Annotated in this window: 12 protein-coding genes; 1 reads left to right on the top strand and 11 read right to left on the bottom strand. The window is 42.2% G+C overall.

The window, feature by feature from the left end; translation table 11 throughout:
• Positions 1 to 89: 89 nt before the first annotated feature.
• Entirely contained in the window at positions 90 to 1,028 is a 939-nt protein-coding gene (locus PW252_RS06270) for a glycosyltransferase family 2 protein (protein WP_316716640.1), read from the top strand.
• A 56-nt stretch (positions 1,029 to 1,084) separates the two neighbouring features.
• On the opposite strand, the gene PW252_RS06275 is transcribed toward PW252_RS06270, so the two are convergent.
• The 11 genes from PW252_RS06275 to parE form a co-directional block, all read right to left on the bottom strand.
• Positions 1,085 to 1,828: a CpsD/CapB family tyrosine-protein kinase gene (locus PW252_RS06275; RefSeq protein WP_248049983.1), complete on the bottom strand. Its 744-nt coding sequence runs from the start codon at positions 1,826 to 1,828 to the stop codon at positions 1,085 to 1,087.
• A 21-nt stretch (positions 1,829 to 1,849) separates the two neighbouring features.
• Positions 1,850 to 2,587, bottom strand: a complete 738-nt coding sequence (locus PW252_RS06280; RefSeq protein ID WP_248049982.1) for a YveK family protein — start codon at positions 2,585 to 2,587, stop codon at positions 1,850 to 1,852.
• Positions 2,588 to 2,751: 164 nt separating this feature from the next.
• Complete coding sequence (locus tag PW252_RS06285; protein ID WP_248049980.1) at positions 2,752 to 3,774, bottom strand: branched-chain amino acid aminotransferase; 1,023 nt, start codon at positions 3,772 to 3,774, stop codon at positions 2,752 to 2,754.
• Between the two features lie 239 nt (positions 3,775 to 4,013).
• Positions 4,014 to 6,467: a DNA topoisomerase IV subunit A gene (gene parC / locus PW252_RS06290; RefSeq protein ID WP_248049979.1), complete on the bottom strand. Its 2,454-nt coding sequence runs from the start codon at positions 6,465 to 6,467 to the stop codon at positions 4,014 to 4,016.
• 353 nt (positions 6,468 to 6,820) lie between these two features.
• Positions 6,821 to 7,348: a restriction endonuclease subunit S gene (locus tag PW252_RS06295; protein ID WP_316716642.1), complete on the bottom strand. Its 528-nt coding sequence runs from the start codon at positions 7,346 to 7,348 to the stop codon at positions 6,821 to 6,823.
• Between the two features lie 5 nt (positions 7,349 to 7,353).
• Positions 7,354 to 8,037, bottom strand: a complete 684-nt coding sequence (locus PW252_RS06300; protein WP_248049977.1) for a restriction endonuclease subunit S — start codon at positions 8,035 to 8,037, stop codon at positions 7,354 to 7,356.
• Positions 7,980 to 10,004 (bottom strand): HsdM family class I SAM-dependent methyltransferase, encoded by a 2,025-nt coding sequence (locus PW252_RS06305; protein ID WP_248049976.1) that lies wholly within the window; start codon positions 10,002 to 10,004, stop codon positions 7,980 to 7,982. Before PW252_RS06305 ends, PW252_RS06300 begins: the two co-directional genes overlap by 58 nt.
• A 3-nt stretch (positions 10,005 to 10,007) precedes the next feature.
• On the bottom strand, positions 10,008 to 10,568 hold the full coding sequence (locus tag PW252_RS06310; protein ID WP_248049975.1) for a nucleotidyltransferase family protein: 561 nt from the start codon (positions 10,566 to 10,568) through the stop codon (positions 10,008 to 10,010).
• 27 nt (positions 10,569 to 10,595) lie between these two features.
• Positions 10,596 to 11,099: a YkvA family protein gene (locus tag PW252_RS06315; protein WP_248049973.1), complete on the bottom strand. Its 504-nt coding sequence runs from the start codon at positions 11,097 to 11,099 to the stop codon at positions 10,596 to 10,598.
• Between the two features lie 32 nt (positions 11,100 to 11,131).
• Complete coding sequence (gene fic / locus PW252_RS06320) at positions 11,132 to 11,734, bottom strand: protein adenylyltransferase Fic (protein WP_248049971.1); 603 nt, start codon at positions 11,732 to 11,734, stop codon at positions 11,132 to 11,134.
• Positions 11,735 to 11,758: 24 nt separating this feature from the next.
• Positions 11,759 to 13,708: a DNA topoisomerase IV subunit B gene (gene parE, locus PW252_RS06325; RefSeq protein ID WP_029178094.1), complete on the bottom strand. Its 1,950-nt coding sequence runs from the start codon at positions 13,706 to 13,708 to the stop codon at positions 11,759 to 11,761.
• Positions 13,709 to 13,747: the final 39 nt, after the last annotated feature.

The raw sequence follows: 13,747 nt of genomic DNA on the forward strand, positions 1-13,747 counted from the left end.
AAAAATGAAAATATTGGAAACAGTCCATTAAAAAATAAAACTATTTTTCGCGATATGGTATAATGAAAAACAAAGAAAGGAAGAATGTTTTGCCAAAAGTATCTATTATTATCCCGGTTTATAATACCGAACAATACATTGGTCAATGTATTGAATCCATTCTAAAACAAACCTTAAGCGATATCGAATTGATTTTGATTGATGATTGCTCTACCGACCAATCATTGGCAATACTAAAAAACTATGCTGATAAAGACCAACGTATTACCCTTGTTGAGTCAGCTGTAAATACTGGGGTTGGTGAAGCAAGGAATAAAGGAATCGATCTAGCCACAGGAGAATATATAGCATTTGTTGACTCGGACGACTTTGTCAAGGAGGATATGTTTGAAAAACTCTATCTACAGGCAATCAAGGACCAGGCAGATCTAATTCTTTGCGATACTGGCACCTTTTCCTCTGACGGTAAGACAAAGTCTGTTTGGCATAAGGCCATTTATGGCAAAGCAGAACTCAAGGACATCTTTCATAATACCCAACCAACTGCACGGATTGTTTCAAGAGAATTGATAGATAGAATTCAGTTCCGATTTTTAAAAGGAATGGGAGAAGGTATTTATTTTGAACTGATGGTTCACGCCCGCCACATCACTACTGTTCCGGAAAAACTGTATATCTATCGATCTAGAGAGGGTTCGCTTAGCACTACTCCAAATCCTCAAAACAATTGGAAATCTATGGAAAACAATCGCATTATGGGGGAAAGAAATCCAGACTATAAGGACTATTTTACCTTCAAAATGATTGAAGATTTACTCCAAATGGTTGCTAATGCGGTGAAAGCTGAAGATAAGAATGCCTATCAAGAGGCTAGACAGGAACTAGCTAAGCTTGAGTACATTAAAAATCCTTATTTATCAACTTTTTACAAATCAGAACTGCCTCTTCACCGCTATTTTATTAAAGTCTATGTATTGCCAACAAGCTATTCCATTGGACGCTTTCTAACCACTATTTTAACTAAATAACTAGTCAAAAGAGCTGAGTTTCACACTCAACTCTTTTTATTATGACTACCGAACATTTATTTCGAATCACCTAAGACATCATCATTTCCATAATAGGCATAGTAAGAATCCTTCTGTTCTTTTGCAACATCATTCATGACATAACCAATCAGTTTTGCTTCAACATTATTCAAATTCCGTAAACTTTTTTCAAGCTCAGTCTTTAAGACATAGCCTTGACGAACTACTAAAATCATGCCATCTACTTTTCTAGAAATGATTTGTGCATCCGTCACACTATTTACAGGGGGTAAATCATAGATAACAAAATCAAAGTAGTTGGCCAAATCTGTCATCAATTTGCTCATATTTTCAGATTGCAAGAGTTCGGATGGATTTGGTGGAATAGGGCCTGAAGGTAGCACATACAAGTCTAAATCTGTAAGGTAATGCAAATTTTGAGTATACAGCTCTTCTCTTCCGATAACAATATCCGTCAAACCTCGTTGATTAGTAACCTTAAAAGTTCGATGAACAGTTGGTTTTCGCAAATCAGCATCTACTATCAAAACTCTTTTACCTGTGGCAGCAAGACTATGCGCTAAGTTAGCTGAAACAGTAGATTTTCCTTCACCCGGTATAGAAGAGGTAATACCGATTGATTTGATTTTACCATCCAACTGTGCATACTCTAAGTTAGTCCGAAGAACTCGAATCTGCTCTGCATTCAAACTGGTTGGCTGGGTCGCTGAATAAAGCGGAGCCCCTTGCAATTGCTGCTTATTAAATTCTTTTTGTTTCTTTCTTCTTCCGAAAAACATTTGTAGAATCACTTTCTAGTATTATAAATTTGATTTGTAATTTGCGTCACTAATCTCTTTTGAAGTCATATCGTATAATTCAGTCAAGAGTGTCAGGTTACGATTTTGTAACAAGGCATCATTTTTTACAGTTCGGTCAAAAAGATTTCTAGTAAGAATGAATCCAAATGAGAGAAAAACACCTGCTAGCACACCTGAAATGATATTTTTAACGATATTCGGAGATACCTTATTACCATTATAAGAAGCAGGTGAGAGGACTACCACTTTACCGAATCCTTTGCTATAGATTTCCTGCAAGGTTTGACTGAAAACTGTTGTAATTTCTTCAAGAACAGCTTGCGCTTCCTTTGCGTCATCCATCCTGAGCTTAACAACAAAAGCCTGGGAGTTTTCTGATTGAGTAAAGCTTAAACGCTCTTTCAATTCTGCTGCCGAATATTTACCATCAAACGTTTCCGATACCTTTCCAAGGACTGGCACTCCATAGAGAATATCACGATAGGTGGGAATCATTTCCAAATTTGTTCGGATAGAGTTGGCTGCCTGTACATAAGTATTACCACTACCAATATCAATCGGATCCTGGGCAACTAAGAGTTGAGCACTTGAATCATACTGAGGTTTCACTGCAAAATTTGCATACAAGCCCATAAGAAGACCACCAAATAGGGCACAAATGACAATCATAAGTGCATTCTTTTTAAATAGCTTGATCAAATCAAAAATATTCATAATGTCATCTGATTTCTTATTCATACATCTTTTACCTTTCTAAGTGTAAGGAATATATCTTAATCCCTACCATTATAACAAATTTATTGCTAAAAAGTGTGCAAAAGAGTAGTAGATCTAAAAATTATTCCTTGTGATGCATTGCATAAAAATACTCCTACCCAGCTCTAACTGAATAGGAGAAAATTTTATTCCACTTCGACAATCCATCCTGCTGGTGCTTCAATATCACCAAACTGGATGCCTGTTAATTCTTCATAGAGTTTACGGGTCACTGGACCTACTTCTGTTTCGCTATGGAAAACATGGAGTTTGTCTGCAATTTGGACACCACCAATTGGTGAAATAACAGCTGCCGTTCCACAGGCTCCTGCTTCGACAAACTGGTCTAATTCTTCGACAAGCACTTCTCGCTCCACTGCCTCCATCCCCAGACGATGCTCTGCTAGATACAAGAGAGAATACTTGGTAATAGACGGCAAGATTGACGGTGAAATCGGTGTGACAAACTCGTTATCAGCTGTAATCCCAAAAAAGTTTGCTGAGCCGACTTCTTCAATCTTGGTGTGGGTAGCTGGGTCCAGGTAAATCACGTCTGAGAAGCCCTGCTTTTTGGCATATTGGCCCGGTAAGAGCGATGCTGCATAGTTACCGCCAACCTTGGCTGCCCCTGTTCCGTTAGGTGCTGCACGGTCGTACTTGTCTTGAATGAGGAAGTTGGTCGGAGCCAGACCACCCTTGAAGTAGTTACCAACGGGCATAGCAAAAACAGTGAAAATGTACTCTTCCGCAGGTTTCACACCGATGATGTCTCCGACACCGATGAGGAGAGGGCGAAGATAGAGGGTGCCACCAGTTCCATAGGGAGGGACGTAGTCTGCATTGGCTTTGACCACTTCTTTACAAGCCTTGATGAAGAGCTCTGTCGGAACAGGCTCCATGAGCAAGCGGTCAGCTGTGCGTTGTAGGCGCTCGGCATTCTGGTCTGGACGGAAGAGCTGGAGTTTTCCCTCCTTGGTGCGATAGGCCTTGAGGCCTTCAAAGGCCTGCTGGCCGTAGTGAAGAGCTGGTGAGCTTTCTGAAATGTGAAGTTCTGCATCTTCAGTCAGCTGCCCCTCAGACCACTGGCCGTTTTTGAAATGAGCGATGAAGCGGTAAGGTAGCTTCATATAGGCAAAACCAAGGTTTTCCCAGTCGATGTTTACTGTCATATAGTTTCTCCAAAGGTATTTTTTATTATTTTACTACTTTTGAAAGTGATTTACAAGAAAAATTCAGAATATTTTGCAACATTAGAAAAACCCGCCGGAGCGGGTTCGTTCTATATCCATTAGTACCAACCAATCAGCTGGTGAAGCCCTTCCTCAAAGGTAGGAAAGACTTTCATGGCAAGGACTATCAGTACTAAGATAGTGAACAAAATAAGGAATTTCTTTTTCATTCTAAATACTTAATCAATCCAAGCCTTAAGCACTTCCTCATCAGAAATGGTGTCTGAAATAAAACTGCCGTTGCTAGTGCGCTCAGACAGGCTGAGCTGGGTCACATCGACTTCATAAAGTTTGCCAGTTTTAGACTGGACATGAAGAACTTGACTAGTCGTTTCATCTTCATTTGCCGTGCTAAAGAGGTCAAAATCCCCCTGGTCCGTCAAGACTGGACCCGCCGCAAAGACACGGTGAGGCTTAGCCTTGAGTTCACGAAGGACCTGCAGACCACGCTTGGCACGACTGGTCACAGGGATTTCCTCCGTCGCCATCCGCTTCAAACTACCCCGCTGAGTAAGGAGATAGACGGAGCTTGTATTGCTGATAAAGGCCGCAGCCACCACATCCTCGTCCTTGAGGTTGACCGCCTTGACACCGGCCGCCTTGGCACCGATGATCGGCACTTCTTCGATGTTAAATCGTAGAGCGTAGCCCTTTTCTGTCATGAGCATGATGTCGTCCAAGACCACAGGCGATACAGTAATAACCACATCTTCGGCATCTTTGAGTTTGGCATACTTGGTTGACTTAGACTTGTAAGTCCGCCATGGCGTGAACTCCTTCCGCTCTACACGCTTGATTTGACCGTATTTGGTCACCGCAAAATAAGTTCCCTCTTCAAAATTCTCAACCAGTTCAGCGAAGATAATCTCTTCATTGGTATCAAAGTTCATCAGGGTCTGGCTCAGGTGTTCACCGATGTCCTTCCAACGAATATCTGTCAGTTCATGGACAGGTCGGTAAATGACATTTCCAAGATTGGTAAAGAGCAAGAGGTGCTGAGTTGTCTTAGCATTTTGCAAGAATATCAGCTGATCATCCTCTCGCTTGCCCATTTCTTCAAGGGTTGAGGCATTGAATGAACGAGGACTTGTCCGTTTGATATAACCTGCCTTGGTCACGCTGACAAAGGTTTCTTCTTCGACAATCAAGCTGGCGGTGTCAATCTCAATCGTTTCTGCCTGATCCTGCAATTCACTCAAACGAGGATTGCCAAACTGCTTCTTAACCTCACGCAGTTCCTTCTTCATGAGATTGAACATGGTCCGCTCATCACCGATAATGGCTGCCAAGGTCTGAATCTGCTCGCGTAGGGCTGCTTCTTCATTTTCCAAGGTCACAATGTCGGTATTGGTCAAGCGGTAGAGTTGCAAGGTCACGATTGCTTCTGCCTGTTCCTCGCTAAACTCATAGCTGACTTTCAAGTTTTCCTTAGCATCCGCCTTGTTTTCAGAGGCACGGATAAGGGCAATGACCTCGTCCAAAATAGAAATAACACGGATCAAGCCTTCTACGATATGGAGGCGTTTCTCTGCCTTTTCCTTGTCAAACTTAGACCGGGCAATGATAATCTCACGGCGGTGGGCTATGTAGCTGGACAGAATCTTCTGCAATCCGACCTGACGCGGTGTGAAATTGTCAATCGCCACCATGTTAAAGTTGTAATTGATTTGCAGGTCGGTGTACTTGTAAAGATAGTTGAGAATGGTTTGCTCATCGCTGTCTTTTTTCAGCTCAATGGCAATCCGCAGACCTGTACGGTCTGACTCATCACGCACCTCGGCAATACCTGGCACCTTGTTATTGACACGGACATCATCAATCTTCTTAACCAGAACAGCCTTGTTGACCTCGTAAGGAATTTCAGTAATGACAATCTGTTTCTTACCAGCCTTAAGTTGCTCGATTTCACAACGGCTACGGACTACGACACGGCCCTTACCTGTTTCATAGGCCTTCTTGATTTCGTCAGCCCCTTGGATAATGGCACCTGTTGGGAAGTCTGGTCCAGGCAAGAACTCCATCAACTTTTCTAATTTAGCTGTCGGATGATCAATCATGTAAACAACAGCATCGATGACCTCCGCCAGATTATGCGGCGGGATGTCAGTCGCATACCCTGCTGAAATTCCTGTCGCTCCATTGACCAAGAGATTAGGGAAGGCAGCTGGTAGCACCGTAGGTTCTTTTTCCGTATCGTCAAAGTTCCAGGCAAAAGGCACGGTCTTTTTCTCGATGTCGGCCAACAGATAGCCAGCCATTTCCGATAGGCGAGCCTCAGTGTAACGCATAGCCGCTGGCGGATCGCCGTCCATGGAACCGTTGTTCCCGTGCATCTCCACCAAAATCTCACGGTTCTTCCAGTCCTGACTCATGCGGACCATAGCATCATAAATAGAGGAATCACCGTGCGGGTGGAAATTCCCCATGATATTCCCGACTGACTTGGCGGACTTGCGGTAGCCCTTGTCAAAGGTGTTACCGTCCTTATTCATAGAATAAAGAATCCGACGTTGTACGGGCTTGAGACCGTCACGAATGTCCGGCAAGGCCCGCTCCTGAATAATGTATTTGGAGTAGCGACCAAAACGCTCCCCCATGATGTCCTCAAGGGACATGTTTTGAATGTTAGACATAAATTAAGATACAAAGCCCGTAAAAGACAAAGTCAAAATAGGAAATCGGCAGAAAATCCTGATTTTCTAGACGATTTATCTTTTTGACACAGTCTTTAGGGCGTGTTCAGTTGTTTCTAGCAACCAAACATTCCTTTCTTTGTTTCTTGTCGAAAAAATTTTTTTATTTTTTTTGATAATCGCCTTAGGTAGTGGGGACGGAAGCGACCTCCTTTGGAGTTCCATTCCTAAGTTGGACGCCAAAGTCTTCCAACTTCCCTGAAGCTAATAACAAGGTTATTAGCTTCTTTCACTACGGCGGCGATTATCCATTTTGGGCTCGCTCACGCTCGCCTGTCTGCCATAGCAAATTGTTAATGCTGAGCAACAACCTCTTTCGTTGCTTGGATTTTCTTGTCTGTCCATTCAACCAAGTCTTTAATCACCAATTTTTCGATAACTTTAATGAAATCGGACATGAAGGTATAATCAGATTGATTGTTTTGGGTAGGAATTTGAAATTCCATATCGTATGTTTGCGATGCCCTAAGTTTATGTCCAAAATCATACTTACCAAGCAACTGTTTTTCAATAATTGTTTTCAAATACAATAAAGATTTCGGTTTAGTATTTTCTGTGTTCCAAAATACACCAGTATCGTCACCAGCTCCAAATTCATACCCACGATAAAATGTATTTCCAAAAATATCAATTGTAATTGAATATTTTGGAAACTTTCTTACATCATTGCCAATCTTACCAACTATGCCTGTATTGGTTGTACCAGCCATAACAAATGGTAAATCACCTCGAATTTGATCATCTTTCTTTAAGCGTCGCCCTTGATGGATTGACGGAAAAAGTTCTCTCATTGAAACTGGAGATAACGACAATATACCCAAATACTCTACTCTACTCTACTCTCAGTATCGGTCAGTCTTGTAAATGTGTCAAGTATTTTCTCATCATTTTTTGTAAGATGATAATCTTTAAGTCCAGTTACTGTTAGGTAAGCCTCGAGCGTCTCGATGCGTTCAGCCTCGAGCGTCTTTATGTAATTTTCAATATACAGAAAATCAATTTCACCATTTTTCATTGGTAGTATGAAGTGCGATGATAAAAAGGTTTCATCAACATCTCGTACAAGCCCTGATAACAATTTTGGTTTTAATTTATTTAGTAAAGTTTGGAAGTAAAGAACATAATGTCTTGTCATGGATATCAAAGGGATTACCTTCCGAACAAACTGGCCTGCATACCAAGGTTTATTGCGATAGAAAAAATCCATTTGTAACAAACCTAAGCTCCATACACCTGCATCATTAACATTTTCTTGATTGACAAATCCTGTTGACTGTAAAATACCTTGATTTTGAGAAGTTCTTGTAACATAATCATATCCGTCACCTACTGTAAGCATATCTTTATTAAAACTAAGGGTACTTTTAATTTTAAACAACTTAGAAACAGGATACTCCCGCCATTCTCCCCCTGCCTCTTCAAACTCTTTGTCTAGTTTGGCTAGGCGAGGGCTTAGGGCTTTTTTGTGACGTCTTCTCCTTTTTGCTGGAGGAGTTGGGTCACTTCCCAAGAAAGGTAATCAGCAACGGTCTTTTTGAAATCCTCTAAGGTTGGCTTAGTATCAATGACTTGGTGTTGCTCAAAATTCCAATCATTACCATTCAGACTGATAAAATCCTCTATATGGACAGCATCCAAATCCCAATCTGCCTCTACTTTAGCTCGACTGCCTGCCTTGTAAATCTTGATGATGTCTTGATAACGTTGAACAGGGCTATCCACTTCTGAAATCCCACGTTTGGCTCGCTTGTAGCCATCATTTCGGAAGTCAATGAATTTGACAGGGCGTTCTACATCGTGAGGGGTCTTAGCTTCAAAAATATAAATTGACGTCTGCACCCCTGCCATTGGCACGAAAAGGTCAACCGGCATCTTGATTGAGGCAAGCATGGTATGCTTTTTAAGAATAGATTGGGCTGTCTTGGTAGCTTTACCAGAACCTGCTGAATCTTGGATGATAATCGCACCTAAGCCTCCTTTTTCCATCTTATCAAGACCATGTTCTAAGAAAGGCAGTCCATTTTCATCATAAGAAAAAGGTGGGTTTAACAACAGACGGTCAGCCTTGAAGTTTTCAAAGAGACTTTCTGGGCGGTTAAAGGCTGAACCTTTCTCAATACGACTTGAACCATCACCACGTAAAATCATATTGGTCGCCGCCAAGGTAAACATCTCTGCGTTTAGCTCAACACCGAGAAGATTGTTTTTCTTAAGTGCGTCAATAGCTTCATTTGCGGCCGTGGTCGCCTTACCAAAGATAGCATTGGCATCTTCTATCATCAATTCCATTGCAGAAATCAAGAACCCTGCTGAACCTGTCGCCAAGTCCATGACTTTGTTATCTTTTTTAATCGCTAAAATCTGTGACATCATCTTGGTCACATAAGGCGGCGTTAAGACAATGCCAATTTCCTTACCATCTCCAAGGGCATACTTGAGAAACTCAGAATACATTTCCCCCATAATGTCAATATGGCCACCTAAACCGTCAATAGCTTTGAAAATGTATTCATAGATAAAGGTGAAAATTTGTTTGGTCACACTTGCCTGACCATCAATCAACTTGGCAACTTCTTTATCAAGGTCTGTCTTTTCGTCACGCTGAGCATCTTTTGAGATTTCCTTGAAAGAAGAAATCATCAAGTCACGCTTGGTTTTCTCAATCCCTCTGTTTTCTAGAAAATTTGAAATATGCGTTACAATCAATTCGCCATCATGCTTATCTTTGACTTGTTTCCCTAATAAATTGTCAGGAAGTAGACCGTCGTCTAACTTAATTTTGTCACCATTTGGAGTAAGCATTTCAATATCTTGCATGGCCAAAAGCATACCAGATACATAGAGAACTCTCTGTGGAGCAGTGATATTATGATTGTGCATCAGGCGATTGAGTTTCTTGGCATAACTTTGCAAGGCCGCTTGACTATCAATTAAAATCTGGTGTTTTTCTTCTTCTGTCAGAACAGCGTTCTTGTAGAACGTTTCAAAACTCTTCTCATTTTCAAGAAAATCAAGAGTTTGAACGGTTGTTAATTCTTTATAGGCATTCAGAGCAGAACCGAAGACATAGTAAACTTTGAGAGAAACATTTTCTTCGTTGTCACCAGCCACACCAATCGCAAAGACCTCGCTGTATTTACCAGAAGCAATCATATTTCGGGCATAATACAGAGCACCATTAACTGCATAAGTGCCAATTGACTTGTCATCGTATTTAACACCCTCTTTATTTTCAGCAAGTAATTTTTTTGCTGAGAATTTATTTTCAAAGATAACAGGGCGACTATATTTTTCTACATGAAAGTCTGGTTTACCAAAATTAGCTTTAGACTCCGTTTTCGCAGACCCTCTCAGAGCCTCTTTCATATAGGAGCTCATACCTGATTCTTCATTGTAGTCTTGCAACTTTCGTAAACCAATACGGTCTAACTGACCTTTTACCCAGTCATTAACATCTGACTCTAATTTCCACTCCATTTTTTACCCCACAAACTTCCTTTTATACTTGATATGACTGGCAATATTGCCTTCTACATCCTTCTCATCCCAGAGTTGCAATTCCCATGGGTAGTAGAAATTACTCTTATTTTTGAAATAGATATGAATACCGACATAGTCGTCCTTATCTCGCAGGTACCAGTTTTTCAGTCCATATTTTTCCTGCCAGTCATCCAGACGCTCCATGACCTCCGCGATTTCCTCAGAAGTCAAAATCATACGAGCACCGAAAATATCATTGAGAATGGAGTTGACAGGATATCCCTCATTTCTCTCCTTAAAACGCTCAATCTTATCCAAAATGGATTCCGATGTTTTGACACGATAAAAATAAGCAATATCCTTGACATCAGCACGCATCAAATAGTCATTGATAGCCTCGTGTAAGTTAAGCCGATAGGTCAGAATAGGCTGGGTAGGCACCTTGGCAAATGTATGCTTGAGATTGATTTTCTCAACTTTTCCTGTTTCAAAATAATCCTGTGAATACTCAAGATGAATACGGTTAATTTCACTTATTAATCGTTCAACTTTCTCTAACATCTTCTTTCTCCTCGTAAAATAGCAGAGCTACTCTTCCACCTTCCGCTGACTTGCTTGCCAGTTTCTGAAATCATCCACATCTGACTTAACTAATTTGAGGCAGGCATTAAGTACAAAGGCATCATCCAGCAAACCTGGTCCGAATAGGAAATCAGGCAGGGCATCCAAAGGGCTGAAAAAGTAGATTAAGGCACCGATTGTAGCTAAAATAGCTCCTTTTGGTAAGGTCGTATATTCTCGCTTAACATAGCTTCTAACCATGGAAATCATTCCTGGAATGGCTGAAAACTTGTCCCCGCCAAATGGAAGTCGCGCCAATTTCTTCTCGGTATCTTGTAGAAAATGTTCCAATTTCCCTTGATCAGACAACAAGGCCTCTGCACGTTCTCTAGTCTTGGACGATTTCCAAGTTTCAAGCGCCTGGTCAAATTTATCTTCTAATTCCTGTTTGTTTTTAAATGGCTTACGCTTTTGAGCCCATTCAGACAACCGTTTTTGAAAACGGTCAGTTAATTTTACTCTTTGTGGCATAAAAGACCTCACATAGTTTGCTTGTGCTAGAATTACAAATCCGCAGTGCGATAAAGATTGTATCCTTCATAGTAATAAGAATGGTCAATACCCTTGAAATAAGTAGCCTGACCAAGATCTTCCGTTAAGGCTTGCAATAACAGATATTTAAGCTCTCCTGTTGATACATGACTTCTAACCATGGCATTAAAATACTCATCTTTATCAATGCTATTCCAATCAACTACCTTACCTAGACTAACTCGGAGCATACAATCCAACCAGATACGCATACTGCGACCATTTCCTTCACGGAATGGATGTGCAATGTTCATATCCGCATATTTTTCAACGATTTCGTCAAAGGTTGTATGAGGTAGCTTGTCAATATAGGCCAAAGACTGCTCAAGAAAGATTCGTGGAGCGAATTGAAAATTATCCTTGGCAATGTTGACATCACGAATTTTACCTGCAAAATCATAAATATCCTCAAATAAAGCCTGATGAATGTGTGCCAAACCTGCAAAAGTCCCAACTTCTATCTGGAACAGTTGGCCAGTTTCGAACAGTTGAGCTGCTTTTTTCTTGCTGATTTGTTCTTCAAGCCGAGCTAATTCAGCCGAATTTTCAATCCCCAATTTATTTTCTAAAACCATACTGCACCTCAAATTTCCCTGAGATTATTTGGTAAAAGCTGTCGCTTCCTCCAAGGTAAACTTCACATTGTCTTCAATCCACTTACGGCGTGGCTCAACCTTGTCACCCATGAGGACGGATACACGGCGTTCAGCACGGGCTAGGTCTTCAATGGTGACACGGATAAGGGTACGGGTTTCAGGGTTCATGGTTGTTTCCCAGAGCTGATCGGCATTCATCTCACCAAGACCCTTGTAGCGTTGGAGGATGAAGCCCTTGCCAAAATCCTTGCGGAGATCTTCTAATTCCCCATCAGACCAAGCATAAGCAATCTTCTCAGTCTTACCCTTGCCTTTGGACATCTTGTAGAGGGGTGGAAGGGCGATGTAAACCCGACCAGCTTCTACTAGCGGTCGCATATAGCGATAGAAGAAGGTCAGCAAGAGAGTCTGAATGTGGGCACCGTCCGTATCCGCATCGGTCATGATAATTATCTTGTCATAGTTGACATCTTCCAGCGTAAAGTCTGAACCAACACCTGCACCAATGGTGTAAATCATGGTGTTGATTTCTTCGTTTTTGAGGATGTCCGCCATTTTAGCCTTGGCAGTGTTGATAACCTTACCACGCAAAGGTAGAATGGCTTGGAACTTGCGGTCACGGCCTTGTTTGGCAGAGCCTCCGGCCGAATCTCCCTCGACCAGATAGAGTTCGTTTTTGGCTGGATTTTTGGACTGGGCTGGGGTTAATTTTCCTGATAAAAGCCCCTTGTCCTTCTTGTTTTTCTTACCGTTTCGGGATTCGTCACGCGCCTTACGAGCGGCCTCGCGGGCGTCACGCGCCTTAATGGCCTTGCGGACTAGATTTGAAGCTAATTCCCCATTTTCCAAAAGGAAGAAGGTTAGCTTGTCCGATACAATGCCGTCCACCACAGGACGAGCAAGCGGGCTGCCCAGCTTGTCCTTGGTCTGTCCTTCAAACTGCAAATGCTCTTCTGGCACAAGGATAGAAAGGACCGCAGACAAACCTTCACGGTAGTCAGAGCCTTCCAAGTTCTTGTCCTTTTCCTTGAGCAAGTTGGTCTTACGAGCATAGTCGTTCATGGCCTTGGTAATGGCTAGTTTAAGACCTGTTTCGTGGGTACCGCCGTCCTTGGTCCGAACGTTGTTAACGAAGGACAGGATGTTATCTGAATAACCATCGTTGTACTGCATGGCCACTTGGACCTGGAATCCTGCATCTTCTCCTTCAAAATAGAGGACTGGAGTCAGGGTTTCCTTGTCTTCGTTGAGGTAGGATACAAAGTCCTGGACACCATTTTCGTAGTGGTACTCCTCCTGCTCACCCGTCCGCTCATCTGTCAGGGTCATGGTGACTTGTTTGAGCAAGAAGGCTGATTCTTTCAAGCGTTCGGCAATAGTGTTGAACTTGAAATCCGTCGTTGAGAAGATGGTATCATCAGGCATAAAGGTAACCTTTGTACCTGTTTTTGATTTTGGAGCGGTACCAATCTTCTCCAAAGTCGTGACTGGTTTGCCGCCCTGCTCAAACCGTTGCTTGTAAACAGCACCGTCACGGGTAATCTCAACTTCCAACCAGCTGGACAGGGCATTGACCACCGAAGAACCAACCCCGTGCAGACCACCAGAGGTCTTGTAGCCACCTTGACCGAACTTACCACCTGCGTGGAGAACGGTGAAGATAACTTCAACGGTTGGCTTACCTGTAGCGTGCATACCGACAGGCATTCCGCGTCCACGGTCGGAAACGGACAGGCTACCGTCCTTGTTAATGGTCACGTCAATTCGGTCACCGAAACCGGAGAGAGCCTCATCGACAGCGTTATCGACAATCTCCCAGACCATGTGGTGAAGCCCATTCCCATCTGTCGAGCCGATGTACATGCCAGGGCGTTTGCGGACGGCATCTAGCCCTTCCAGTACCTGAATGGCATCGTCATTATAATTATTTATGTTAATCTCTTTCTTAGCCAAAACTGACCTCCATACTTATCATCCTTTCTATATTACAAG

It is taken from the genome of Streptococcus sp. 29887, from assembly GCF_032595075.1.
In the GTDB taxonomy this organism is placed as follows: Bacteria; Bacillota; Bacilli; order Lactobacillales; family Streptococcaceae; genus Streptococcus; species Streptococcus iners.